At 66.9% G+C, this 26,394-nt stretch carries 20 protein-coding genes and 1 pseudogene; 8 read left to right on the plus strand and 13 right to left on the minus strand.

Annotated features, from left to right (window positions below):
• Positions 1-104 precede the first annotated feature (104 nt).
• From ntrX to dusB, 5 genes and pseudogenes are all read right to left on the minus strand, one after another.
• Positions 105-1,520, minus strand: a complete 1,416-nt coding sequence (gene ntrX, locus CDV49_RS01245) for a nitrogen assimilation response regulator NtrX (RefSeq protein ID WP_088213762.1) — start codon at positions 1,518-1,520, stop codon at positions 105-107.
• A 14-nt stretch (positions 1,521-1,534) separates the two neighbouring features.
• A pseudogene (locus tag CDV49_RS01250) lies at positions 1,535-3,819 on the minus strand (ATP-binding protein).
• 93 nt (positions 3,820-3,912) lie between these two features.
• Entirely contained in the window at positions 3,913-5,277 is a 1,365-nt protein-coding gene (locus CDV49_RS01255; RefSeq protein WP_088213763.1) for a response regulator, read from the minus strand.
• Between the two features lie 3 nt (positions 5,278-5,280).
• Entirely contained in the window at positions 5,281-6,387 is a 1,107-nt protein-coding gene (locus CDV49_RS01260; protein ID WP_088213764.1) for a two-component system sensor histidine kinase NtrB, read from the minus strand.
• Positions 6,384-7,373 carry a tRNA dihydrouridine synthase DusB gene (gene dusB, locus CDV49_RS01265; protein WP_088213765.1) on the minus strand — a complete coding sequence of 330 codons (990 nt, stop codon included), beginning with the start codon at positions 7,371-7,373 and terminating at the stop codon, positions 6,384-6,386. The genes CDV49_RS01260 and dusB overlap by 4 nt, the downstream gene beginning before the upstream one ends.
• A gap of 197 nt (positions 7,374-7,570) precedes the next feature.
• Here dusB and CDV49_RS01270 point away from each other — a divergent pair, with 197 nt between their 5' ends.
• The 6 genes from CDV49_RS01270 to gluQRS all read left to right on the plus strand — a co-directional run bounded on the left by CDV49_RS01270 (position 7,571) and on the right by gluQRS (position 15,209).
• Positions 7,571-8,773, plus strand: coding sequence for a bifunctional 2-C-methyl-D-erythritol 4-phosphate cytidylyltransferase/2-C-methyl-D-erythritol 2,4-cyclodiphosphate synthase (locus tag CDV49_RS01270; protein WP_256947191.1), 1,203 nt, complete (start codon positions 7,571-7,573; stop codon positions 8,771-8,773).
• Positions 8,770-9,270: a phosphatidylglycerophosphatase A family protein gene (locus CDV49_RS01275; RefSeq protein ID WP_088213766.1), complete on the plus strand. Its 501-nt coding sequence runs from the start codon at positions 8,770-8,772 to the stop codon at positions 9,268-9,270. The genes CDV49_RS01270 and CDV49_RS01275 overlap by 4 nt, the downstream gene beginning before the upstream one ends.
• Positions 9,267-9,755 (plus strand): CinA family protein, encoded by a 489-nt coding sequence (locus CDV49_RS01280; protein ID WP_088213767.1) that lies wholly within the window; start codon positions 9,267-9,269, stop codon positions 9,753-9,755. The genes CDV49_RS01275 and CDV49_RS01280 overlap by 4 nt, the downstream gene beginning before the upstream one ends.
• Before the next feature lie 83 nt (positions 9,756-9,838).
• Entirely contained in the window at positions 9,839-12,562 is a 2,724-nt protein-coding gene (gyrA, locus tag CDV49_RS01285) for a DNA gyrase subunit A (protein WP_088213768.1), read from the plus strand.
• A gap of 372 nt (positions 12,563-12,934) precedes the next feature.
• Complete coding sequence (gene trmFO / locus CDV49_RS01290) at positions 12,935-14,305, plus strand: methylenetetrahydrofolate--tRNA-(uracil(54)-C(5))-methyltransferase (FADH(2)-oxidizing) TrmFO (RefSeq protein ID WP_088213769.1); 1,371 nt, start codon at positions 12,935-12,937, stop codon at positions 14,303-14,305.
• Positions 14,286-15,209 carry a tRNA glutamyl-Q(34) synthetase GluQRS gene (gluQRS, locus tag CDV49_RS01295; protein WP_088213770.1) on the plus strand — a complete coding sequence of 308 codons (924 nt, stop codon included), beginning with the start codon at positions 14,286-14,288 and terminating at the stop codon, positions 15,207-15,209. Before trmFO ends, gluQRS begins: the two co-directional genes overlap by 20 nt.
• A 3-nt stretch (positions 15,210-15,212) precedes the next feature.
• Here gluQRS and hisI read toward each other — a convergent pair whose 3' ends face one another.
• On the minus strand, positions 15,213-15,569 hold the full coding sequence (gene hisI, locus CDV49_RS01300) for a phosphoribosyl-AMP cyclohydrolase (protein WP_088213771.1): 357 nt from the start codon (positions 15,567-15,569) through the stop codon (positions 15,213-15,215).
• Positions 15,570-15,605: 36 nt separating this feature from the next.
• Here hisI and CDV49_RS01305 point away from each other — a divergent pair, with 36 nt between their 5' ends.
• Complete coding sequence (locus CDV49_RS01305; protein WP_088213772.1) at positions 15,606-16,070, plus strand: iron-sulfur cluster assembly scaffold protein; 465 nt, start codon at positions 15,606-15,608, stop codon at positions 16,068-16,070.
• 92 nt (positions 16,071-16,162) lie between these two features.
• Here CDV49_RS01305 and CDV49_RS20765 read toward each other — a convergent pair whose 3' ends face one another.
• The 5 genes from CDV49_RS20765 to CDV49_RS01330 form a co-directional block, all read right to left on the minus strand.
• Entirely contained in the window at positions 16,163-16,285 is a 123-nt protein-coding gene (locus CDV49_RS20765; RefSeq protein WP_088213773.1) for a hypothetical protein, read from the minus strand.
• 258 nt (positions 16,286-16,543) lie between these two features.
• A complete protein-coding gene (gene recG / locus CDV49_RS01315) occupies positions 16,544-18,631 on the minus strand; it encodes an ATP-dependent DNA helicase RecG (protein ID WP_088213774.1) in 2,088 nt (695 codons plus the stop codon).
• On the minus strand, positions 18,631-20,883 hold the full coding sequence (gene ligA / locus CDV49_RS01320) for an NAD-dependent DNA ligase LigA (RefSeq protein WP_088213775.1): 2,253 nt from the start codon (positions 20,881-20,883) through the stop codon (positions 18,631-18,633). Before ligA ends, recG begins: the two co-directional genes overlap by 1 nt.
• 80 nt (positions 20,884-20,963) lie before the next feature.
• A complete protein-coding gene (locus CDV49_RS01325; protein ID WP_088213776.1) occupies positions 20,964-21,734 on the minus strand; it encodes a squalene/phytoene synthase family protein in 771 nt (256 codons plus the stop codon).
• Positions 21,731-23,185, minus strand: a complete 1,455-nt coding sequence (locus tag CDV49_RS01330; protein ID WP_088213777.1) for a cobyric acid synthase — start codon at positions 23,183-23,185, stop codon at positions 21,731-21,733. The genes CDV49_RS01325 and CDV49_RS01330 overlap by 4 nt, the downstream gene beginning before the upstream one ends.
• A 108-nt stretch (positions 23,186-23,293) precedes the next feature.
• On the opposite strand from CDV49_RS01330, the gene CDV49_RS01335 reads away from it, so the two are divergent.
• A complete protein-coding gene (locus CDV49_RS01335) occupies positions 23,294-24,586 on the plus strand; it encodes a malonyl-CoA decarboxylase domain-containing protein (protein ID WP_088213778.1) in 1,293 nt (430 codons plus the stop codon).
• Between the two features lie 6 nt (positions 24,587-24,592).
• Here the strand turns inward: CDV49_RS01335 and CDV49_RS01340 are convergent, their stop codons facing one another.
• The gene (locus CDV49_RS01340; protein ID WP_088213779.1) at positions 24,593-25,813 is read right to left on the minus strand and encodes a cysteine desulfurase; all 1,221 of its coding nucleotides are present in this window, start codon (positions 25,811-25,813) and stop codon (positions 24,593-24,595) included.
• Between the two features lies 1 nt (position 25,814).
• A complete protein-coding gene (locus tag CDV49_RS01345; RefSeq protein ID WP_088213780.1) occupies positions 25,815-26,393 on the minus strand; it encodes a Yip1 family protein in 579 nt (192 codons plus the stop codon).
• Position 26,394 lies beyond the last annotated feature (1 nt).

A 26,394-nucleotide genomic window follows, 5' to 3' on the forward strand; every position in this document is an offset into this window, starting at 1 on the left:
CGCGCTGGCTCCCGCTCATTCCATTGGCTAGGTTGCAGAGCCTGCCGCGCCCGTCAACCGGGCAGAGGCTTTCGCCCCGCCCCGCGTCGCAGAGCGTGGCGCAGCTACTCCGCCGCGTTCAGAACCTCATCGTCCTCATCCTCATCGGCCCCGCGACCGCCGCCCTTGGTGTTGACGACGCCGAGCGACTTCAACTTGCGGTGCAGCGCCGACCGCTCCATGCCCACGAAATTGGCCGTGCGGCTGATATTGCCGCCGAAGCGGTTGATCTGGGTCAGCAGGTATTCCCGCTCGAACAGCTCCCGCGCCTCGCGGAGCGGCAGCGTGGCCAGCGCGCCGGAGAGCGCGACACGTCCCTCACCGCCCTGCCCCTCGTTGCGCGACGGCACCTCGCGCGCCTCGATGGGGCCCGAGCCTTCGGAGAGGATGAGGATCCGCTCCAGCACGTTCCGCAGCTGCCGGACGTTGCCCGGCCACGGCATCGTCTGGAGCAGCGCGGCGGCATCTTCCGACAGCGGACGGTTCGGCAGGCCTTGGGTCTTGTGAAGCTGGCCCAGGAAATAGGCGGCGAGTTCGGGGATATCCTCGCGCCGCTCCTCCAGCGAGGGCACGACGATCGGTACCACGTTCAGCCGGTCGAAAAGCTCCTGCCGGAAGCGCCCGGCCCCGATCTCTCCCTTCAGGTTCCGCGTGGTGGAGGAGATGACGCGGAGATCGACCCGCACCTTCGCCGCGCCGCCGACCCGGGTGAACTGCTGCTCCGTCAGCACGCGGAGGATCTTCGACTGTGTCCCGACGGGCATGTCAGCAACTTCGTCGAAATAGATCACGCCGCCATGGGCCTGTTCGAGCAGCCCGGTTTCCACTCCCCGCTCCGTCTCGCGCCCGAAAAGCACTTCCTCCATGCGTTCCGGTTCGATCCCGGCAGAGGATACGGTGACGAACGGGGCCGAGGCACGGTTCGAGCCGGTATGGATGAAACGCGCCGCCGCCTCCTTGCCGCAGCCGGCGGGGCCGCTCAGCATCACGCGCCCATTCGACTTCGTCACCTTGTCGAGCTGCGATTTCAGCCCCCGGAAGGCGGCGGAGCTTCCCAGCATCTCACCGCCCGTCACCTCCTTTCGCCGCAGGTCCGCGTTCTCCCGCCGCAGGCGCGACGCCTCCATCCCGCGCTGCACCACCACCATGAGCTGGTCGATGTTGAAGGGCTTCTCGATGAAGTCGTAGGCGCCCTGCCGGATCGCAGCCACCGCGATCTCTATATTGCCGTGACCGGAGATGATGATGACGGGAATGTCGGGGTTGTTGCGCTTCACCGTCTTCAGGATGTCGATCCCGTCCATCCCGCTGTCCTTCAGCCAGATGTCGAGGATCATGAGCGCCGGTGCCTCCCGGTTCAGCTCCGCCATGCATTCATCCGAATTGGAGGCGAGCCGAACGGTGAACCCATCGTCCCGCAGGATGTCGCCGACCAGTTCGCGGATGTCCCTTTCGTCGTCCACAACAAGTATGTCGCCCATCGTCCTACCCCTTTTCAGCCGTTTGCGGCCCGTTCTTTGGTTTTTACGAGAGTGCTGCGGACGCTGTCCGTCCGTACGAGCCGCGGCAGCCGGATTTCCGCCAGCGCGCCGCGATGCGCCCCTTCCGAGAAGGGTTGCGCGTCGAGAAGGGCGAGCGTGCCGCCATGCTCCTCGACGATTTTCTTGACGATGGGAAGGCCGAGCCCCGTGCCCTTGTCCCGCGTCGTCACGTAAGGCTCAAAGAGCCTGCCCCGGTCCTCCGGCAGACCCGCGCCGTTATCGGCGATGCGGATGACCGCGCCCTCCGCCGTATCTTCAAGCGAGACGCGGATTTCCGGCCGATACCCCTCCGGCGCGCCCGCCTCCACCAGTGTCTCTATCGCCTCGCCCGCGTTCTTGATGAGATTGGTAAGCGCCTGCGAGAGCATGGTCGCGTCCACATCCATCGCCACCGGATGATCGGGCAACGTCGCGGAGATGTTCACGCCGGGCTGGCCGTTCTGTTGCAGAACCACCGCGTCGCGCACGAGCTTCGTCAGGTCCTGCTCCCGCCGATCCGGCTCCGGCATGCGGGCGAATTTGGAGAACTCGTCCACGATCCGCCGCAGGTCTCCGGTCTGCCGGATGATGACTTCGGTGTATTGGGTGAGCGTGGCCGCATCCTCCTCCTCCATCTGCCGTCCGAAGCGGCGGCGGATGCGCTCGGCGGAAAGCTGGATGGGGGTGAGCGGGTTCTTGATCTCATGCGCGATGCGGCGGGCGACATCCCCCAGGCCGCCATCCGCTGCGCGGAGACGAGATCCGAGACATCGTCGAAAGCCACCACATAGCCTTCGAGCGCACCGTCCGAGTTCCGCCGGATCGCGATGCGGACCAGAAGCTGGAACAGGCGCCCGGAGCGGCTGACGGGGATCTGCTCCTGCACGGTCTCCGCCCCGCCCTGTTGCAGCCTGTCCAGCAGGGTGCCGAACTCCGGCACGGAAAGGGCGAGTTCCTGCCCTTCCGGGGCGGAGGAAAGCTCCAGAAGCCGCTGACCGGAACGGTTCAGAAACAGCACCCGCCCCTCCGCATCCATGCCGATCACGCCCGGCGTCACCGAGCGGAGCACGGAGTCGAAAAGGCGCCGCTGCTCCTCGGTGCTGCGGTGGGCATCCAGAAGCGCCTCGCGCTGAACCTTGAGCTGGCGGGTCATCTGGTTGAACACCCGGCCCAGCATGGCGATTTCGTCGTCCCCGGGTTCTTCCTGCACATGAATGTCGAGATCCCCGCTCCCGACGCGCTGCGCAGCCCCGGCCAGCCGCCCGACCGGCCGTGACAGACGTTCCGCGAACCACAGCCCGAGCCAGATGGCCGCGAGCAGCAGGATGACGGCGAACCCCACGTAGAGCAGGCCGAACTCGAACAGCAGCCGCCCCCTGTCCCGCTCGAGCTGCTGGTAGAGGCCGACGGTCTGCTTCGTATCGTCGAGCAGGCTGAGGATCTGCCCGTCCACCGACCGCGAAACGTAAAGATAGCGGTCCACGTATTGGTCCAGCGCGATCAGAGTGCGGAATTCGTTGTTGTTCCAGTCTTCGATGACGACCGTTTCACCTTCCGAGGCGCGGCGCAGCTGATCGTCGGTGGGTTTTTCATAGTCGAACAGGTAGGAGCGTTCGCCCCGCGCCTTCAGCTCTCCGCCACCGTCGATGACATATGCCTCGCGGATGCCCCGCTGGATCTGGCCCTGACCCTGTGTCAGTACCTCGCGGAGCGTCCCGTCGGAGGGAAGAAGGGTCCGGCGGCGGAAATCGTTCAGGTAGCCCGCCAGCGCCTCCACATCCTCCACAAGGTCGCGGCGATGTTCGTCTTCATAGGCTTCGGCTGCGGCGAGGGAGGTGGAAAGAACGTTCCGCACCCGGTCGGAGAACCACCCTTCAAGCCCCACGTTGACCGTCAGCATGGCAAAGACCGCGACGAGCACGGTCGGGACCAGCGCCACGACGACGAAAACGCCGGTGAGTCGCAGGTGCAGCCGCGACCCGGCAGAATGGGCCCGCCGCGCCGCCACCATCTGGGCCACGCGTTGCGCGACCAGCGCCGCCACGACGAGCGTATAGACAAGATCGGCGAGCAGGACGAGCCGCAGCCCGGTCGATCCCGTGCCTTGCTCCAATGGTCCCAACGCAAAAAGCGTGAGCCAGGCCAGCACGGGCCCGAGGATCACCAATCCAAGAGTGGCGAGGTTCTGCACCCGGCGCTGCCGGCGCAGATGGGCAAGCCTTGCCGCCCAGGACGCGCTGCTACGAGCCGTGCGTTGCACGGTTCCCCCTCGGTATTCGCCGCTCTCGCGGATCCGCCAACATGAGTGGCCTTCTCCCGGCGTGAAACCGGCGGGCCACATTATGTTGCCGTTTTACATCAGCTTCCGCCTCCGTGTCACGCGAATATCAAGGTCGGTGATCTTCTTGCGCAAGGTATTGCGGTTAATGCCCAGCAGGTCGGCACATTTCGCCTGATTTCCGGCAGTTGCGTCGAGCGCGATCTCGATCAGCGGGATTTCGACTTCCTTGAGGATGCGCTGATAGAGGCCGGGCGGCGGCAGCGTCCCGCCGTGCAGGTCGAAATACCGCTTCAGATGCTTGCCCACGGAGGCGGAGAGCCGCTCCCCCTCACCTCCGGCGCGTAGCGGCTCCATGGAGGGTTGGTTACCCAATACGGCATCGACCTCCCCCCGCGCGATCTCCTCCTCCGTGCTGGTGACGACCAGACGCCGGATGGTGTTTTCGAGCTGCCGCACGTTACCCGGCCATGAGTAGGTGCGAATCACCTCCATGGCGTCGGGAGAGAAACGGCGCAGCGCGCCGGTGTCCCGCTCCCCCCGGCTCAGGAAGTGTTCCGCCAGCAACGGAATGTCGTCCACCCGCTCGCGCAGAGCGGGCACGTTGATCGTCACACCGCCGAGCCGGTAGTAGAGATCCTGCCTGAACGCTCCCGACTCCATGCGCTGCATCAGGTCCGCCTGGCTGGTCGCCATGATGCGGGGGGCGTTCTCGCCAAGACTGTCCAGCATCCGCACGATCCGCCCCTGCGCCTCGTCGTCATAGTCGGATACCTCGTCGAAGACGATGGAACCGCCGCGGGCGCGGGCGAGGATCGAGGCCGGCCCTTCCGGCGAGCCGAGTTCGGCGGCCCCGGCCACCACGAAGGGCAGCATCCGCCGGTCGGAGAAGTCGTGGATGGCCCGCGCGATGAGCGACTTGCCCGTGCCCGATTCACCCGTGATGAGCACCGGCAGATCGGTATTCATCACGCGCGCCACCAGCCGGTAGAGCGCCTGCATCACCGCCGTCCGCCCGACCAGTGGCAGATCGTCGGACTGCTCCCGCTCCTCCGCCTTGCGGGCGGGGGCGCGCCGTTTCGTCTCCAGCGCCCGGGCGGCGCGTTTCATCAGATCCGGCAGGTCGAAGGGCTTCGGCAGATAGTCATACGCCTCCGCCTCCGCCGCCTGGATCGCCGTCATGATGGTGTTCTGGGCGGAGATGACGATGACCGGGAGGCCGGGACGCTCCTTTGAGATCTTCGGCAGCGCCTCCAGCCCGTTGCCGTCGGGCATGATGACATCGGAGATCACCAGATCACCCTTCCCCTCCTCCACCCAGCGCATCAGCGTCATGAGGGAGGATGTGGCGTGGACCTTGCAGCCCGCCCGCGTCAGCGCCTGCGTCAGGACTGTGCGGATCGTGCGGTCGTCGTCGGCGACAAGAACGGTACCATCCATGGGTTATTCATCCTCCGGGTGCTTCGGCGCGGTGGGGGGCGCGATGGGAAGCGAGATGCGAAATACGGTGCGACCGGGAACCGAATCGACGGCGATCCAGCCGTCATGATCGGAAACGATCTTTGAAACGAGCGCGAGACCAAGGCCGGTGCCGTTCTCCTTCCCGCTCACGAACGGCTCGAAGATGTCCTGCGCGATGGCGGGCGGCAGACCGGGACCGTCGTCGATGATCTCCACCTGCAATGGCAGGCGACGGGGCGTGCCGTCTGCACGGCGGATCCGCAGCGCGGCGTCGTAGAAGGTGCGCAGCCTGATCCTGCCCGCGCGGCTGCCGGAGGCTTCGGCGGCGTTCTTCAGCAGGTTGAGAAATACCTGAAGAAGCTGGTCGCCATCGGCATAGGTATCGGGGAGCGAGGGGTCGTAATCCTCCTCGATCATCATATGCGCGGCATAGCCGACCAGCGCGGATTTCCGCGCGCGGTCCAGCAGGTCGTGGATATTGACGGCCTGAAGCTCCGGCGGGCGGAGGTTGCCGAACTGCTCCACCTGCTCCAGAAGCTTCACGATGCGCTTGCTTTCCTCCACGATCAGGTCCGTCAGTTCCTGATCCTCGGGCGAGAGGTTCATGGATAGAAGCTGCGCCGCGCCGGTGATGCCTGCGAGCGGGTTCTTGATCTCATGGGCCAGCATCTCCGACATCCCGATCGCCGATTTCGCCGCCGACTTCACCGATTGCGCACGACCCAGCCTGTCAGCCAGTTCACGGGGGGAGAGCAGCAGCAGAATGGCATCCGCCCCCGCTTCGGGCAGCGCGGAGAGGTAGAGCGTGGTCGAAACCGGCGCACGCTCTCCCGTGCCGACATCGACGGTGTTCAGCGTCATCGCGACCTCCCCGCCCCGGACCCGGCGGAAGGCCTCCTCCATGGGCGCGTCGATGGAAACGCGCTCGAACAGCGGCTGGCCGCGGCTGTTCCGGGCAGAGAGGTTCAGAAACTCCTCCGCTGCGGGGTTCATGTCGCAGATGCGGTCATCCTGATCGATGACCAGACCGGGAATGGGTAGTGCGGCCCAAAGGCCGGCGGGCGGGGAAATGGTCGATTCAGGTATCATGCGGCCTGCCTGCCCTGCTCCACAAAGGCGAGCCGCAGCAGCGCGGGAATGCGCCCTGCCTCCTCCGCCGTCAGGATTTCGCGGCGGAGGGCAGCGGGGGCGCCGGCCTCGTCCAGATACCAGGCCAGATGCTTCCGCGCGACGCGCAGACCCAGTTCGGTGCCGTAGAACGACAGCATGGCCTCATGATGCTCCGCGACCAGATCGGCCAGCGCTGCCCCGCAGGGCACAACCGGTGCCGCCGTGCCGAAGCGCGCGGCAGCGATTTGCGCCAGCCGCCAGGGCCGCCCCTGCGCGCCCCGCCCGACCATCACGCCATCCGCCCCCGACAGCTTCAGCGCCTCGGCAGCGGTCGCCGTATCCACGATATCGCCGTTCGCGATCACCGGGATCGAAACGGCCTCCTTCACGCGGCGGATGGCGGCCCAGTCCGCCTGCCCCTTGTAGAACTGGCATCGGGTCCGACCGTGGATGGTGATCATGCGGATGCCTGCGGCTTCCGCCCGCCGCGCGATATCGGGTGCGTTCAGCAGCGCATCATCCCAGCCGAGCCGGGTTTTCAGCGTCACCGGCACCTTCACCGCGCCGACCACCGCTTCGATCAGCCGGAGCGCATGATCCGGGTCGCGCATGAGCGCGGACCCCGACCAGCCGTTCACCACCCGCTTCGCCGGACAGCCCATGTTGATGTCGATGATCGCGGCGCCGCAGTCCTCCACGTAGCGCGCGGCCTCCGCCATCCAGTAGGCATCCCGCCCCGCAAGCTGCACGGAAGTCACGCCGTCGCCGATCCCCAGTTCCGCCCGCGCCCTTGCACGCGCGGAGGGTTTGGCCTGCACGACCTCCTGCGAAGCCACCATTTCGGATACCACCAGACCCGCGCCGAACCCCTGAACGATTCGGCGGAACGGCAGGTCGGTGATCCCGGCGAGCGGCGCCAGAAAGACCGGGGGGTGGAGCGTCAGAGTCGCTGCCTGAATCGTCAACTGCCTAATCCTTGTGCGTCAAGCTTGCAGGTATAGCGCGCCTTCCCGCTTTGCAATCGCACCCCGCAACGACCTTGGGGAGGGAGGTGCCGAATGCGAGATTATGCACAATTTTTAAGCTAACTGCCCGATCACGCCGCGCCGTTGCCACCCGACGGCCTTCACCGTAAGCAAAGAGGAGTGAATGGAGGCGTAACGTGCTGGCAAATGCGGCTGCAACAGGCGCTGGAGAAGATGTCGCGGCCTTGATCGTGGCGGCGGGTCGCGGCACCCGCGCAGGCGGTGAGATGCCGAAACAGTGGCAGCCTCTCGACGGTCGTCCGGTGCTTTCGCACACGGTGGAAGCGTTCAGGCGGGCGGGAATTGCGCGGATCGTGCTGGTCATTCACCGCGATGACATGGCGTTGGCCGAGACCCTGCTCCGCGATGGGGTAACCATGGTAGAGGGCGGTGAGAGCCGTGACGCCTCCGTCCGGGCCGGGCTGGCGCTGCTGGCGGAGCGGCCGCCGCACCATGTGCTGATCCATGACGGGGCGCGGCCGCTGATTTCTCCTGACCTTGTCTCCCGGCTGATTGCCGCTCTGGAAAGCGGCGCGCGGGCTGCCGCGCCGGGCCTTGCCGTCACGGATGCGCTCTGGCGCGGGGTGGAGGGCCGGGTGGCGGAGGCGGTGCCGCGGGCAGGCCTTTACCGGGCGCAGACCCCCCAGGCCTTCGACTTCGCCGCGATCCGTGCCGCCCATGACCGTCATCCGGGCGGCGCCGCCGATGATGTGGAGGTGGCGCGGGCCGCGGGCCTTGACGTGATGATCGTCGAAGGCGATGAGGACAATATCAAGATCACCCATCCGGGCGACTTCGCCCGTGCCGCGCGCCTTCTGGCGCAGAGGGAGACAGCAGGCGTGACACATCCCGCACCCTTTCCCGACATCCGCACCGGCAACGGCTACGATGTCCACCGCTTCCGCGACGGCGACGGCGTGGTCCTCTGCGGTATCCGCATTCCCTTCGATCAGGCGCTGGAGGGTCACTCCGATGCCGATGTGGCGATGCATGCGGTGACGGATGCGATCTACGGCGCGCTGGCGGAGGGCGATATCGGCCGCCACTTCCCGCCAACCGACCCGCAGTGGAAAGGCGCGGCCTCGGAAATCTTTCTGGCCCATGCCGCCGCCTTGGCGCGGGAGCGGGGATTCGCGCTCACCCATACGGACGTGACCATCGTCTGCGAGGCGCCGAAGATCGGCCCTCATGCCCCGCGGATGCAGGCGGAAATGGCCCGGATCATGGGGCTGGAGGCGGAGCGGGTCAGCATCAAGGCCACCACCTCGGAACGGCTGGGTTTCACCGGCCGGGGCGAAGGGATCGCGGCGCTCGCCACAGCAACGCTGGTGAAGGCATGAGCGCGGCGCGCCTCGTCGCCACCGGGTTCGGGCTGGGATACATTCCCTTGGCGCCGGGCACATGGGCCTCGCTTGCCGCCGTCGCGGTGGGGGTGCTGATCCACGGGTTGGGCAGCTTCCCGCTTCTGCTGCTGGCCACCCTTGCCGTTATCGCGGTGGCATGGTGGTCCATCAGCGCCGCCTTGCCGGAGATGGGCGGCGGCGATCCGTCCGAGATCGTGATCGACGAGGTGGCGGGGCAATGGCTGGCCCTGCTCGCGCCTTCCTTCGGGTTCTGGATGATGGGGCTCGACAGCTGGCGCTTCCCCTACCCCGGCTGGCTGGGAGCGTTCCTTGCATTCCGGCTGTTCGATATCTGGAAGCCCTGGCTGATCGGGCGCGCGGACCGGCGGGGAGATGCATGGGGCGTGCTGCTGGACGACCTGCTCGCCGGGATCTTCGCGGGCATTCTGGTGATGATCCTCGCCGCGCTGGCGCACGGAGTTCTGATGCGATGAGCGGCGAAGACGCCATTCCCGCAGCGGCCGCCGGGCTTCTGGCGGCAGCACGCGCGCGGGGGGCGGTCGTGGCCACGGCGGAAAGCTGCACCGGCGGGTTGATCGGCGGCGCCATCACCGAAGTGCCCGGCTCCTCCGATATCTTTGACCGCGGCTTCATCACCTATTCCAACGCCGCCAAGGTGGAGATGCTGGGCATCCGCCCCGAAACGCTCGCCGCACATGGCGCTGTGTCGGAGGAGATTGCGGCGGAAATGGCGGAGGGCGCGCTTGCCCGCTCCAACGCCACCCTCGCCGTCTCCGTCACCGGCATCGCGGGACCGGGCGGAAGCGAGCACAAGCCGGAGGGGCGGGTCTGCTTCGGGTTGGCGGGCGATGGGGTCACGCGGACGCAAACCGTGGAATTCGGCGCGATCGGGCGTTCCAACGTGCGGCGCGCGACCGTAGAACACGCGCTTTCCCTCCTGATCGCCGCGCTTCGTTGACCCCCTTGCATTGCGCCTGCCCCCTCCCCGGACTATAGTCGCGGGGCGCTGCGCGCGGCTTGCCAGAAAGAGATCGGAAGACCGTGAACGATACCCCTGAATTGCCCGAGGACGAGGAAAACGGCCCCGACCGCCCGTCCTACGCCGGCCCGACCGTCTCCATCGCGGAGGAGATGAAATCCTCCTACCTCGACTATGCGATGAGCGTGATCGTCGCGCGCGCGATCCCCGATCTGCGCGACGGGCTGAAGCCCGTGCACCGGCGGATCCTCTACGCGATGCACGAAACCGGCAACACCCACGACAAGCCCTACCGCAAGTCCGCCCGCCCCGTGGGCGACGTGATGGGGAAATACCACCCCCATGGCGACAGCGCGATCTATGACGCGCTCGTCCGTCTGGCGCAGCCCTTCTCCATGTCGCTGCCGCTGCTGGACGGTCAGGGCAACTTCGGCTCCATGGACGGGGATTCTGCCGCCGCCATGCGCTATACCGAAGTCAGGATGGACAAGCCGGCCGCCTTCCTCCTTGCCGATATCGACAAGGAGACAGTGGACTTTCAGGACAACTACGACGGCAAGGACCGGGAGCCGGTGGTGCTGCCGGCGCGCTTCCCGAACATGCTGGTTAACGGCGCGGGCGGTATCGCGGTCGGCATGGCGACCAACATTCCGCCGCACAACCTTGGCGAAGTGATCGACGCGACGCTGGCGCTGATCGAGGAACCAGACCTCTCCACCGAACGGCTGATGGAATACATCCCCGCCCCCGACTTTCCGACGGGCGGCGTGATCCTCGGGCGGTCCGGCGCGCGCAAGGCCTATCTGGAGGGCCGCGGATCGGTCATCATCCGGGCCAAGACGCGGGTGGAGGAAATCCGCAAGGACCGCTACGCCATCGTGGTGGACGAGATCCCCTATCAGGTCAACAAGGCCACGATGATCGAGCGGATCGCCGAAATGGCCCGCGAGAAGCGCATCGAAGGCATCGCCCACGTGCAGGACGAAAGCGACCGCATCGGTGTGCGCGTCGTCGTCGAACTGAAGCGCGACGCGACGCCTGAGGTGGTGCTGAACCAGCTCTTCCGTTTCACGCCGATGCAGGTGTCCTTCGGGTGCAACATGCTCGCGCTGAACGGCGGGCGGCCGGAACAACTGGCGCTGCGCGACTTCCTGACCGCCTTCCTCTCCTTCCGGGAGGAGGTCGTCGCCCGGCGCACCGCCTTTGAACTCCGCAAGGCGCGGGAGCGGAGCCACCTGCTCTGCGGTCTGGCCGTCGCCGTCTCCAACGTCGATGAGGTGGTGGCCACGATCCGGTCCTCCGCCGATCCGGCAGAGGCGCGGGAGCGGCTGATGTCGCGCCGCTGGCCCGCCATGGACATCGCCGAATACATCCGCCTGATCGACGATCCGAGCCATACGATCAACGACGACGGAACCTACAACCTGTCGGAGCTTCAGGCTCGCGCGATCCTCGACCTCCGCCTTCAGCGCCTCACCGCGATGGGGGTGAAGGAGATCACCGACGAGCTGCAGGAACTGGCCGCGAAGATCCGCGACTATCTCGACATCCTGCGCTCGCGGGAGCGGATCATGTCCATCATCTCCACCGAACTGCGCGAGGTGCGCGACGCCTTTGCGGTTCCCCGCCGCACGGAGATCGCCGACTGGTCCGGCGACATGGAGGACGAGGATCTGATCGAACGGGAGGACATGGTCGTGACCGTGACCTCCGGCGGCTACATCAAGCGCACCCCCCTGGCGGAATTCCGTTCCCAGCGGCGGGGCGGCAAGGGCCTGTCCTCCATGTCCACCAAGGAGGACGATGTGGTGACGACGCTCTTCGTCGCCAACACCCATACGCAGCTGCTGTTCTTCACCACCGACGGCATGGTCTACAAGCTCAAGACATGGCGCCTGCCGCTGGCGGGCCGAAATGCCCGCGGCAAGGCCATCGTCAACATCCTGCCGATCGGGGCCGGTGTCTCCATCGCCGCGATCATGGCCATCGACGAGCCGGAGGTGGAATGGGATATGCTGCAGATCGTCTTCGCCACCTCCGACGGTGACGTGCGGCGCAACGCCCTTTCCGATTTCACCAACGTGAAGTCGAACGGCAAGATCGCGATGAAGTTGCCCGAGGGCGTCAGCCTCGTCGGTGTCCGCATCGCCAACGAGCAGGACGACATGATGCTCGTCACCGCGCTCGGGCGGGCGATCCGCTTCCCGACGACGGATGTGCGCGTGTTCAAGGGCCGCGATTCCACCGGCGTGCGCGGCATCCGTCTGGCGGAGGAGGACGAGGTCGTCTCCATGTCCGTCATCCGGCATTTCGAGGCATCGCCGGAGGAGCGCACCGCCTACCTCAAGCAGCGCCGCCTCGTCGCGGGGGCGACGGAGGAGGTGGAGGCCGACGAGGATGAGGACGCCGTGGAGGGGGGGCAGCTCTCCACCGAACGTTATGCGGAGATGTCCGCCATCGAGGACCTGATCCTGACGGTCACGGCCTCCGGCACCGGCAAGCTCTCCTCCTCCCACGACTATCCGGTGCGCGGACGGGGCGGCCAGGGTGTCATGGCGATGGACAAGGGCATGCGCGGCGGGCGGCTCGTCGCCTCCTTCCCCGTCGCGATGGAGGATCAGATCATGCTGGCCACCTCCACAGGCCAGTCGATCCGCTGCCCGGTCGATGGCATTTCCTTCCGCTCGCGCAGCGCCGGGGGCGTGCGCATCTTCGATACGGGCGGGGATGAGCAGGTCGTCTCCGTCGCCCGGATCGCCGAACAGGCGGAAGACGGCGAGGAATGAGCGAAGGGGCTGGCGAAATGCCGGCCCTTTTCATTTGACGGCGGAGGCACGTAGGGGTGCAGGAAGCGGTTGGGTCGCGATGTATGCCGGGCGGAAATATATCAACAGCATCGAGCTTTGCGCGCTGCAGGCCGCTTCGTGACGGGTTTCGCGCGGGACTCCAGACCCGTCGCGGCTGCCTGAAGAAGTTCCCCTGCGCTTCGTATAGGGAATGACTTCCGCCCCACAGGTCACAATATGCGGGATACCGCTGCCGGAAGGCGGCGAAACCGCCCGACCGGCAGAAGTCATTTCCTGATGCGACCGGGGCGCGCGAGTCCTGCCGCTGTCTCGGCCCTTCCCAAATGCGCTTTACGGGATTAAGTGCGGCGCATGACCGAAAAGCTCCATATCATCGGCGGCGGCATGGCCGGATCGGAAGCCGCCTGGCAGGCGGCCGAGGCCGGGGTTCCCGTCGTCCTGCACGAGATGCGCCCCCAGGTGGGCACCTTCGCCCATCGCACCGGCGACTTCGCCGAGATGGTCTGTTCCAACTCGTTCCGCTCGGATGACGACGAGCAGAACGCCGTGGGCCTGCTGCACTGGGAGATGCGGGCGGCGGGCGGGCTCATCATGACCACCGCCGACCGGCACTCCCTGCCTGCGGGTGGCGCGCTGGCGGTGGACAGGGATGCCTTCTCCGCCGATGTGACGGCGCGGCTCCGCGCCCATCCGCTGATCGAAACGGTTGCCGGAGAGATCACCGAGCTGCCGCGGGAAGGCCACTGGATCATCGCGACCGGCCCGCTCACCTCCGGCGCACTGGCCGAGGCCATCCGGGCGGAAACGGGGGCGGACGCGCTTGCCTTCTTCGACGCCATCGCCCCCATCGTCTATGCCGAGACGATCGATATGCACATGGCATGGCGCCAGTCCCGCTACGACAAGGGCGAGACGGAGGAGGAGCGGACCGCCTATATCAACTGCCCCATGACGCGGGAGCAGTATGAGACCTTCATCGACGCCCTGATCGCCGCCGACAAGACGGAGTTCCGGGAGGGGGAGACAGCGAAATATTTCGATGGCTGTCTGCCCATCGAGGTGATGGCCGAACGCGGGCGGGAGACGCTGCGCTTCGGCCCGATGAAACCCGTGGGCCTGACCAACGCCCATGATCCCGCCGTGAAGCCCTATGCCGTGGTGCAGCTCCGCCGAGACAACGCGCTCGGCACGCTCTACAATATCGTGGGTTTCCAGACGAAGATGAAATACGCCGCGCAGACGGAGGTGTTCCGCCTGATCCCCGGCCTTCAGGACGCGCGCTTCGCCCGGCTGGGCGGTATTCATCGCAATACCTTCCTGAACTCACCCACCCTGCTCGATCCGCGGATGCGTTTGCTCTCGCGGCCCAATATCCGCTTTGCGGGTCAGGTGACGGGGGTGGAGGGCTATGTGGAATCCGCCGCCATGGGGCTGGTCGCCGGACGCCTCGCTGCGGCGGAGCTTCTGGGCCGCAACGTGTCGCCGCCGCCGCGGGAAACCGCAATGGGCGCGCTCATCGCCCATATCACCGGCGATGCGGAAGCCGCGACCTTCCAGCCGATGAATGTGAACTTCGGCCTGTTCCCGCCCATCGACGCAAATGGTGGCCGGCGCGGACGGAAGGACCGCTACAAAGCCTATACCGACCGGGCGAAAGAGGCCTTCTCGCACTGGCTTCAAGATGCCTCCTCCGTGTCAGCCCATGCCGGAACCGCTGTCTGAGCGGGGGGCTCCGGGGGGCGCTGCCCCTCGGGCCGGGGGGATCGGGGGGAGTGCGCTCCCCCCGACACGCCGCACCCGGTTCGCGCCCTCGCCCACGGGGCTGCTCCACCTCGGGCATGCCTTCTCCGCGCTGACGGCCAGCGCCCGTGCGACCCCGGGGCAGTTCCTGCTCAGGATCGAGGATATCGACACCGCCCGCTCCCGCCCCGACTACGAAACGGCCCTGAAGGAAGACCTGCACTGGCTGGGCCTTTCCTGGCCGGAACCGACGCTCCGGCAATCGGAGCGGCGCGACGCCTATGACACCGCTCTTGCCCGGCTGGCAGAGATGGATCTTCTCTATCCCTGCCGCTGCACGCGGGCCGACATCCGCGCGGCCCTGTCCGCCCCGCAGGAGGGCATGCCGCTGATCGAGCCGGACGGTCCTGTGTATCCCGGCACCTGCCGGGCGCGCACGATCGCCGAGGCCGGGCCGGGAGACGCCATCCGCCTCGACATGCAGCGGGCCGTGACGCTGATCCCGCCCGGCACCGGTTTTCTGGAAACCGGCCCGGAGCATCCCGGCCTGCATCTGCTGGACGCCGAGACGATGCTTCGCACTATCGGCGACATCGTACTGGCACGGGGAGATATCGGCGTGGCCTATCACCTCGCCGTCGTGGTGGACGATGCGTTTCAGCAGATCACCGAGGTCGTGCGCGGAGAGGATCTGTTCGAGGCGACCTTCATTCACCGCCTGCTGCAACTGCTGCTGGACCTGCCCACGCCCGACTACCACCACCACCGCCTCATCCGTGATGAAAACGGCAAACGGCTCGCCAAGCGGGACGATGACCGCGCGATCCGCCATTATCGGGCGGCGGGTGCCACGCCGGACGACATCCGGGCGATGCTGGAGAAGTGAAGCTCAGCCTTCGGGCTGCATCAGCTCCACTTCGTCCCCCTTCCGGACAGCGGTATAGAAGCAGCTCCGCCGGTTGGTGTGGCAGGCCGGTCCCGTCTGTTCGATGAGCACGAGCACGCAATCCCTGTCGCAGTCGAAACGGAAATCGACCAGCTTCTGCACGTGGCCGGACGTCGCGCCCTTGATCCATAACTCCTGCCGGGAGCGTGACCAGTAGGTCACCTCCCCGGTTGCCAACGTCCGCTCCACCGCAGCCTGCGTCATCCACGCGACCATCAGCACCTCGCCCGTGCGATGGTCCTGCGCCACGGCGGGGATGAGGCCGCGGTCGTCGTAGCGAAGGGTCGAGGGGTCGAACATGACAGGCTCCTGTTCATCGGGCATCGCGCCGCATATATGGGGTGGAAGCGAAAGAGGAAACCCGTGGACGATCTCGTCAGGCTCTACTCCGCGCGGCTGCTGGCACTGGCTGCCGACATTCCACTCACCGGACGGCTTGCCGCCCCGGAGGCAAGCGTCATGCGCCGGTCCCCGCTCTGCGGCTCGCAGGTGACGGTGGATGTGACGACAAAGGACGGCAGGATCGCGGAGTTCCGGCAGGACGTCCGGGCCTGTGCGCTGGGTCAGGCTGCCGCATCCGTGGTCGGTCAGGTCATCCTCGGGCGGTCCGAACCCGAGGTCCGCCGCGCCCGCGATGAGCTTCGCGCGATGCTTGCCGCCGGCGGGCCGATCCCGGCGGCACCCTTTGAGGGGCTGGAAGCGCTGATGGCGGCGCGCGACTTTCCCAATCGCCATGCCTCCATCCTGCTGTCGCTCGACGCGACCGTCGCAGCGCTTGAGGAAATCGCCGCGAAAACCTGATCCCGCCGATGAAAAAGACGCCGCACATCCCTGCGGATGGCGGCGCCAGTGGCACGTCTGCGGAGGGACAGGGCCGCAGGCGGCAGGCAGACTCAGAGCAGGATCGGCAGGTGAAGCAGCACGACGAACAGCAGCGTGATCGCCGCCATGCCAAGCATATCTTCCACCAGCGTATCGGCGTGACGGGAAACGACGGACTTCAGTTGGGTCAGCATCTTGAACCTCCGTTGCGTTCCCTATTTGTTCCTGATTCTCTGCATTCTGTAAAGAACTTTTTAGGAACATTCTGTCAGCCTGTGGGATTCGCCCTCTGACCTGCTGCTGAAAAGCTTGGAAGTATGGGCCGATGCGCTGTGTAAATCAGGAAATCTGACCCCCGACTGACCCGACATATGCAGATTTCCGCGCGGATTTTTCGGATTGCGACCCAGTTCCGCTCTGGCGCGGAACTGGAGACCTCTTTCAGTAGCCTGTTAACCGATGCGCCCCAGACGGATGGAGCGGTCCTTCTCCATCAGCCACAGCAGCAGGCGCGCGGCCTCTCCCCGCGGCGAGGTCAGTTCTGGATCCATCGTGAGGAGTGCGCGTGCATCCGATTGGGCCAGAGCCATCAGCGCGCCCTGCCGCTCCAGGTCGGCAACGCGGAACTTCGGCAGGCCGGATTGCGCCGTTCCGATGACATCGCCCGCGCCACGGATCGCCAGATCCTCCTCCGCAATGCGGAAGCCGTCCTCCGTATCGCGGAGCAGCTTCAGCCGCCGTTCCGCCGTCTCTCCCAGCGGCTGCTGGTAAAGCAGCAGGCAGGTGGAGACAGCGGCCCCGCGCCCGACCCTGCCGCGAAGCTGATGAAGCTGCGCGAGGCCGAAGGTCTCCGCCCGTTCGATCACCATGATCGACGCGTTGGGCACGTTCACGCCGACCTCGATCACCGTGGTCGCGACAAGGATACGCGCCTCCCCCCCGGCAAAGCGGGCCATGGCAGCGTCCTTCTCCGCCGGGGGAAGCTGGCCGTGGACCAGCGCGACGTGCTCCCCGAACAGGGCGCGCAGTTCCCTGAACCGCTCCGTTGCGGCGGTAAGGTCCGATGTCTCGCTTTCCTCCACCAGCGGGCAGACCCAGTAGGCCTGCCTGCCTTCATGGAGCGCGCGGCCCAGATGGGCGATGACTTCCTCCCGCCGCGCGGCGGACACCAGCGCGGTGCGGACGGGCGTCCGGCCCGGCGGCTTTTCGTCCAGCACCGAAAGGTCCATGTCGCCGTATTGCGCGCGCGCGAGGCTCCGCGGGATCGGCGTGGCCGTCATCACCAGCACATCGACCGCCTGCCCCTTGGCCCCCAGCTCCATCCGCTGCGCGACGCCGAAGCGATGCTGCTCATCCACGACCGCGAGCCGCAGATCATGAAAAACCACATCCTGCTGAAAGACCGCATGGGTGCCGACAAGGATCCGCGTCTCCCCGGAGGCAAGCCGGGCGAGCTTGGCGGCGCGCTCCGCCCCCTTGTCGCGCCCGGTCAGTAACTCCAGCGCTATTCCCGCGCTCTCCGCCAGCGGGCGAAGGCTGTCGAGATGCTGGCGCGCGAGGATCTCCGTCGGCGCCATCAGCACACCCTGCCCGCCTGCCTCCACCGCTATGGTAAGGGCGAGGAACGCCACCAGCGTCTTGCCGGAGCCGACATCACCCTGCAGCAGCCGGCTCATCCGTTGGGGAAGCGCCATGTCGGCGGCGATCTCCGTCACCGCCCGTCTCTGCGCCCCCGTGGGTTGATAGGGCAGCGCGGAGAGGACGCGCCCTTGCAGAACGCCGTTTCCGGTCGTCTCCCGCCCCCGCTGCCGCCGCGCCCGCGCACGGGACAGGGCAAGCGTCAACTGATGCGCGAAGAATTCGTCATAGGCGAGCCGCCGCCGCGCGGGATGGTTGGGCGAAACGGCATCCGGCCCGTCCGGGGCATGGGCCGCGCTCAGCGCTTCCCGCCAGGAGGGCCAGCCTTCGCGGGCACACAGCGCGGGGTCGATCCATTCCGGCAGATCGGGCGCACGGGCGAGCGCACCTTCCGCCGCGCGGAAGACAGTCCGCTGCCCCAACCCCGCCGTCAGCGGATAGACCGGCTCGAACTCCGGCAGGCGCTGCGCCTCCTCCGGCATCAGGATGTGGTCGGGGTGGACCATCTGGGCCATGCCGTCGAACAGTTCGACCCGGCCCGACACGATGCGGCGTGCGCCGACCGGCAACTGCCGCTGGAGATAATCGCCCTTGGCGTGAAAGAAGACGAGCTGGAACTCCACCGCCGCGTCCCGCACCGTCACCCGATGCGGGCGGCCGCGGGCGACAGGCGCGCTGTGCCCCAGCACCTCCACCTCCGCCGTGACGACGCCGGGCAGTTGCGCGTCCCGGATCGTCTCCCGCCGCCGCCGGTCGATGACCGAATGCGGCAGCGTGAACAGCAGGTCACGGGGGCGCTCCACCGCCAGCCCCGCGAAATGCTTCGCCGTCTTCGGGCCGACGCCTTCCAGCGTGTCGAGTTGGGCGAAGAGCGGCAGCAGGAGGGACGGACGATCCGCCATCACGCCCCGCCGATGAGGTCGAGCCAGCCGTCCTCGTCGATCACCCGGATGCCGAGTTCCGCGGCCTTCGTGGCCTTTGACCCTGCGCCCGGCCCCGCCACCAGCAGGTCGGTTTTGGCAGAGACGGAGCCCGCGACCTTGGCACCCAGCGATTCCGCCCGCGCCTTGGCCTCCGCCCGGGTCATCTTCTCCAGCGAGCCGGTGAAGACGACCGTCAGACCGACAACCGGGCTTTCCGTGGCGCGGCTTTCGGGGGGCACGATCTCGCGCAGCTGCGCGACGAGATCGTCCACCGCCGCCCGCTCATGCCCGCCCTCCGCCAGCGTCGTGACGACGGAGGTGGCAAGCGTCGTCCCCACCCCGTCGATGGAGAGGAGTTCCTGCCAGGCCGCCTCCGCCTCTGGGGGAACACTCTCCCGCGCGGCCGCACGGGCCCGCGAGATCTCGGCGCGCCGCCCCGCCTGCGCGGCGGCGGCACGCTCCTCCGCCTCGGCCTCATCGGCCGCGATGCTTGCGATGGCGGCCGGCTGCGCGGCATCTATCGCGGCGCGCAGCGCGGGCCAGCCGTGATAGTGGTGGGCAAGATCCTTTGCCGCCACCTCCCCCAGATGCCGGATGCCCAGGGCGAACAGAAACCGCTCGAACGGGATCACCCGCCGTTCGTCGATGGCTGAGAACAGCTTCTCCGCACTGCGCTTTCCGAAGCCGTCGCGATTGGCGAGCTTGGCGATCTGGGCCTTGTCACGCGCCTCCAGCGTGAAGATGTCGGCAGGGGTCTTTACCGGCAACATGCCGTCGGCAAAGAACATCTCGATCTGCTTGACGCCCAGCCCCTCTATGTCGAAAGCGCCCCGGCTGACGAAATGCTTCAGCTTTTCCGTCGCCTGCGCGGGGCAGATCAGCCCGCCCGTGCAGCGGCGCACCGAATCCCCCGGCTCGCGGATGGCGGGGCTGCCGCATTGCGGGCAGGTTTCCGGGAAGCGATAGGGTTCCGTGCCTTCCGGGCGGCGGGCAAGGTCCACGTCCGCCACCTTGGGGATCACGTCGCCCGCGCGATAGACCTGCACCGTATCGCCGATGCGGATGTCCTTGCCGTCCCGGATCGGGTTGCCCGCGGAATCCAGTCCGGCGATGTAATCCTCGTTGTGCAGCGTGGCATTGGAGACGACGACGCCGCCCACCGTCACCGGCGTCAGCCGCGCGACGGGGGAAAGAGCGCCCGTTCGTCCCACCTGGATGTCGATGGCTTCCAGCATCGTCCAGGCAAGCTCCGCCGGGAACTTGTGTGCCAGCGCCCACCGGGGCGTGGTGGACCGGAAACCAAGACGCCGCTGGTAGTCCAGATCGTTGACCTTATAGACCACCCCGTCGATGTCATATCCGAGCCGCGCCCGGTTTTCCTCTATGTCCCGGTAGGTGGCCAGCATCTCCTGCGGCCCGTTGCACAGGCGGGTGAGCGGATTGGTCTGAAAGCCAAGCGCCGCGATCCGGGCGATGGCCTCGAACTGTGTGGCGGCCAGCGGCTCGCTCACCACGCCCCAGGCATAGGCAAAGAACCGGAGCGGGCGGGAGCGCGTGATCGTCGCGTCAAGCTGGCGGAGCGATCCGGCGGCGGCGTTGCGGGGGTTGGCAAAGACGCGATCCCCCGCCGCGGCCTGCCGCTCGTTCAGCGCGGCGAAATCGGCGTGGCTCATATAGACCTCGCCCCGGATCTCCAGCACCTCCGGCGCGCCGCTCAATGTGCGGGGAATATCTGCGACCGTCATCGCGTTCTGGGTGACATTCTCGCCCACCGCGCCGTCGCCGCGCGTCGCGGCCTGAACCAGAACGCCGTTTTCATAGCGGAGCGACAGCGACAGCCCGTCGATCTTCGGCTCCGCCGTGTAAAGCAGCGATGCGCCAGAGGTCAGGCCGAGATACCGCCGCACCCGGTCGTCGAAATCGCGCAACTCGCTGTCCGAAAAGGCATTCTCAAGGGACAGCATGCGGATTTCGTGACGGACCTTGGAGAAACCCTCCGCCAGCGCACCGCCGACCTGTTCGGAGGGGCTGTCGGGCCGCTTGAGGTCGGGAAAATGGTCCTCGATATCCGCGTTGCGCCGCTTCAGCGCGTCGTATTCAGCATCGCTGATCTCGGGCGCGTCCTCCGTATGGTAGGCACGGTTGGCGCGGGCGAGCGCATCGGACAGCGACGCCAGCTCCTGCGCGGCCTCTCCGGGGGTCAGTGTCTCGACGGGTTTGAAATCGGGCATGTGAGTATCCGTCACGATCGGGCCGGGCCGCCCCTGTCAGGTTGGCCCTGAATAGGACGCGGGGCATCGCGCGTCCAGCATCACCAGAGGCCGGTCATGCTGCGCAGCACCAAGGCGCCGCGGCGGGTGAATTCCGCTGGCACGGGCAGCCCCGTCCAGACCTTTTCCGGCGCGTGGAGCGCCGCGCGGAGCGTCGGGCCCGCTTGCCACGCGGCGAGCATTGCCGGTGCGGCGGCACGGGGTACAGTCGCACGCCCCTGACGCGCACGGGCCAGAGCCTCCATGCCGCGCCGGGCAAGGTCCACGGGCTCGCTGTCGGCAGGAAGCGGATACCGCCCCCGCGCCACGAGCACCGGTACCGCCCGAAGCCATGACGCGATCCCCGAGGCAAGCGCCAGATCACGGATCGCCGGCTCGCCCGCCCCATCGGCGCCCAAAGCCCTCGCAGCCTCCATCATGAGATTGCCGGAGGTGGCATCGAGATAGGCGACGAGCGCCGGGGTATCGGCGAAAGGCTCCTGCCAGACATCCCAGAACCGTGCCTCCGCCATGGCGCGGAGCGCCCCTGTGTCCAGTCCGTGCTCCTGGATGAGCGTGGAGAGCGGGCCTGCAACCTCATGCGCCTGGTGCGTCTTGCCCGCGGCGATGGCGTCCAGCGTATCGACCCACCATTGAAGGCGCATCTCCGCGATCATCGGCTCCCGGCTGGCCCAAGGGGCGCGGGCGATCTCCAGATTATAGGCGTAGAGCGGCCAGAGCCTGTCACGCGCCGCCGGGCTGGCCGACATGGTGGCCAGAAACCTGTCCGGGTCGCCCTTCTCCACCAGTCTCGCGCAGGCGTCGAGGCTCATGCCACCGTCTCCGCCACGCCGAGGATACCGTCCACGTCCAGATGTGCCTCCATGTGATCGGCGAGGTCGTTCAACACGCGCTCCACCTCTCCTCCGTAACTCAGCCCGCTGGTCAGGCCCCGCTGGGCAAGCCAGGCGCGGCGGAACCCGTCGGCGGCGAACAGACCGTGGAGATAGGTTCCGGCGATCCGCCCATCCGCGGAGCGTGCGCCCTCGTCCCGCCCGCCGGGCCGCACGAAGGGCCGCATGCGATCCGGCCCCTCGGTCCGGCCTGCGTGGATCTCATAACCGGAGAGACGCTCCCCGGTCAGGTCATCCCGCGCCTCCATCTGGGCAAGCCGCTTCTCCGGAGCCATCACCGTCTCCACATCCAGAAGGCCAAGCCCCTCCGATACACCCGGCTCGCCGTCAATGCCGTCTGGATCGGCGACCTGCCTGCCCAGCATCTGATACCCGCCGCAAATCCCCAGCACCGCGCCGCCCCGTCGTACATGGGCTTGGATGTCGATGTCCCAGCCCTGCGCGCGCAGGAAGGCAAGGTCGCCGCGCGTCGATTTGGTTCCCGGCAGCAGCACGAGATCTGCATCCCCCGGCAAGGCGCGCCCAGGCGGCACTATGTCGAGCCGGATGGACGGCTCAAGCTTCAGCGGATCGAGATCGTCGAAATTCGCGATACGCGAGAGCGCGGGGCAGACGATGCGGAATGTGCCCTGAAGCCCACCGGGTGCAAGGTCAAGACTGTCCTCGGCGGGCAATCTCGCGGCACCGGCGAACCAGGGAAGAACGCCGTAGCCCTGCCAGCCCGTCCGCTCCGCAACCAGGGAGTACCCGTCGTCGAACAGCCGCGGATCACCGCGGAAGCGATTGACCAGAAAGCCGCGAATCATCGCGCGGTCGGCGGGGTCCAGAATTTCCGCGGTGCCGACGAGCTGGGCGATGACGCCCCCCCGGTCGATGTCTCCCGCGAGAATGACCGGAACGCCAGCCGCACGGGCAAAGCCCATATTCGCGATATCGCGCGCCCGCAGGTTTACCTCTGCGGGACTGCCAGCCCCCTCCACGACGATCAGATCGGCGTCACGCGACAGGCGCTGAAAGCTCTCAAGAACGGCGGGCAGCAACGTCCCCTTTAGGGCTCCGTAACCGGCAGCAGGGAGTGTCGCGCGCGCCTGTCCCTGCACCACCACCTGGGCACGGCGATCCGTTTCGGGCTTCAGGAGAACGGGATTCATGTCGCAGACAGGCTCCCGCCCGGCCGCCAGCGCCTGCAGAGCCTGCGCGCGACCGATTTCGCCGCCATCGCGTGTCACGGCGGCGTTGTTGGACATGTTCTGCGGCTTGAAAGGCGCGACTGAAAGCCCGCGCCGAAGCGCCGCGCGGCATAGCCCTGCCACGAGAAGGGACTTCCCCACGTTGGAACCGGTTCCCTGGATCATCAAGGCGCGCGTCATGCCCCGCTCTCTACGCAATACCGCAGCGGAAGGCGAGGCCGGGCGCAAAAGGAACTAGGGAAAATGGTGCGGGGCGCGCTATCCTTCCCTGCAGATCGCGGAGGCGCCATGTTCCAGCCGACCGAATTTCTCTCAGGCCTTCTGTCCACCCTGCTCGACCGCTCGCAGAGCGCCGATGCGCGCGTCGTGCGCCGTCCGATCCGGGAACTTTGCGGCGCGCTGATGTCGAGTCGGGGCGAGGTCTCCGGGGTCCGGCTGGCCAAGGAAGTGCTCGCCCGCTACCGCATCATGACGGAGGCCGAGCGGCTCGACTTCTTCCGCTGGCTGACGGAGGACATGGATCTCGACACGACGGTGCTGGCGCAGGCGGTCGCGGCTTATGGCCGCGAGCCGACGCCGGCCACGCTCGCTGCTGTCACCCATGCCGCGGAACCCCGGCGACGGGAGTTGCTCCGCAGGATCAATCAGGCGCCCGATGCCACGAACGCGCTGGTGAAGATGCGGCTCGACCTGCTGACCCTGACACCCGCCGCGCCAGAGATCGCCCGCGCCGATCTGGACTTCGTGAAACTTTTCGAGACATGGTTCAATCGCGGGTTTCTCGTCCTCCGCCCGATCAACTGGCGCAGCCCCGCGAATGTGCTGGAAAAGATCATCGACTATGAGGCGGTCCATGCGATCCACGGCTGGGGCGATCTCCGCCGCAGGCTGGAACCGCCCGACCGGCGCTGCTTCGCCTTCTTTCACCCCGCCATGCCGGAGGAGCCGCTGATCTTCGTCGAAGTGGCGCTGGCGGCGGGAATCCCTGGCTCCATCCAGGCGCTTCTCTCCGCCGACCGCGCGCCGATGGATCCGGCACAGGCCAACACGGCCGTCTTCTATTCCATCTCCAACTGTCAGCAGGGACTTCGCGGGATTTCCTTCGGCAACTCGCTCATCAAGCAGGTGGTGGAGGAGTTGAGCCACGAACTGCCCCATCTTCAGCATTTCGTCACCCTCTCTCCCATCCCCGGCCTTGCCCGCTGGCTCCGCGACAGGCCGGAAGCCGCAGCGGCACTGGAAGCGGCGGAGGCGGGAGACCTTGCCGCTCTGGCAGAGGCGGGCGACGATCTTCGACATTTCGCCGCGGTCTATCTGCTGGAGGCGCGGCGGGCCGACGGATTGCCGCTGGACCCGGTCGCCCGGTTCCATCTGGGCAACGGAGCACTGGTGCATGACGTGCATGCGCTGGCAGATACCGCGCGGAACGGTCTCGCCCAGTCCTGCGGGGTGATGGTCAACTATCTTTACGAACGCGACACGGTGGAGGAGAACCACGAGAGTTTCGCCTCTCGCCGCGTCGTCGTCGCGTCCAAGCCAATGCGCGCCCTGCTGAAGCCGAAGGCAAAGCCCCGGCGGTGACCGCCGTCAGCCGAACAACTCGTGGCACAGCTCCAGCGCTTCCACCAGCGCATCGACCTCCGCCTCCGTGTTGTAAAGCCCGAAGGAGGCGCGGCAGGTCGCCGTCAGCCCGAGATGGGACATCAACGGCTGCGCGCAATGATGGCCGGCCCGGACCGCGACGCCTTTCTTGTCCAGCACGGTGGAGATGTCATGGGGATGAGCACCGCCGGAAAGCGTGAACGAGAAGATCGCCCCCTTGTCCGGCGCGTCCCCCTGCACCTGCAACCAGTTGAGACCGGAGAGCCGCTGGCGCGCATAATCGCGCAAATCCCGCTCATGCGCCGCGACATTCTCCATGCCGAGGTCCATCAGATAATCGAGCGCCGCACCCAAACCGATCTGCTGGACGATACCGGGCGTTCCGGCCTCGAACTTCATCGGTGGATCGGCATAGGTAACGGCATCCTGCGTGACGGTGCGGATCATGTCCCCACCGCCGAGGAAGGGCCGCATCTCGGCCATCCTCTCGCGACGCATGAAGATTGCGCCAGAACCGCTTGGCCCGTATAGCTTATGCCCGGTTATGGCGTAAAAATCGCAGCCCATCTCGTCAACGTCCACCGGCCCGTGAACGGCCGCCTGCGACCCATCGACGAGCACCGGCACGCCCTTGGCACGCGCGGCGGAACAGATGGCCCCCACATCCACACGCGTCCCAAGGACATTGGACATCTGCGTCACCGCGACCAGACGCGTGCGCGGACCGATCGCCGCGATTACCTTCTGGGGGTCGAGCGAGCCGTCTGCCTCGGGCGCAATCCATTTCAGCACCACCCCCTGACGCTCCCGCAGGAAGTGCCACGGGACGATATTGGCATGGTGCTCCATGACCGTCAGGACGATCTCATCCCCGGCTTCCAGCCGTGGCGCGGCCCAGGCGTAGGAGACGAGGTTTATCCCCTCCGTCGTCCCGGAGGTAAAGACGATCTCCTCCTCCGACGGGGCGTTCAGAAAACGGGCGATCTTGCCCCGCACCGCCTCATAATGGTCGGTGGCAAGGTTGGAGAGGTAGTGCAAACCCCGATGGACATTGGCATATTCGTGGGAATAGGCGCGGGTCACCGCATCGATCACCACCTGCGGCTTCTGCGCAGAGGCACCGTTATCGAGATAGACCAGCGGCTTCCCGTTCACCTCCCGCGAGAGGATGGGAAAGTCGCGGCGGATTTTTTCGACATCGTACATGTCAGCCTCCAGCCGGGGTCAGCCCGGGCGGCATCGTGGCAAGGCTGCCAAACAGCAGGGCAAGAACCGAAGCCACGCAGAACACGGCAAAGATCACCCCCAGAAACACCCGCATCCGGCTGCGGAAGCCATGCAACTCCGTGACGAAGTTGGTCAGCAACCAGAAGAACAGGATGACGGCGGCGAAACCGGCGACCTCGCCCAGAACGGGAAGGGCGAAATAGAGAAGAAGCTGCGCGCATTGCGCAATGACCATCACCCCCTGCAGAACGGAGACGCCAAGCAGCGTATCGGCAAACCGTGCCGTTCCCCCGAACGCGCGCCCGAAAAGCTGCACCGCCCCCACAACAATCAGCAAAAGCAGCGCTTGGATCGCGCCGGTCAGAATCGGGCTGAGGCTCGCCCCCATCAAGGCCGTGCCTCCGACGAGCCACAGGAACAGGTGGGAGAAAAGCGCGCTCGCCACCGCCACGATCAGGAAAACCTGCCAGCGTGCTGACATGGGCAGGTTGAGATCCAGAATACGGCGCAGGGCAGCGCGCGGTGTCAGGATCAGCTCACGGAGACTGAAGATGGCCATA

It is taken from the genome of Haematobacter genomosp. 1 (assembly GCF_002196855.1).
In the GTDB taxonomy this organism is placed as follows: domain Bacteria; phylum Pseudomonadota; class Alphaproteobacteria; order Rhodobacterales; family Rhodobacteraceae; genus Haematobacter.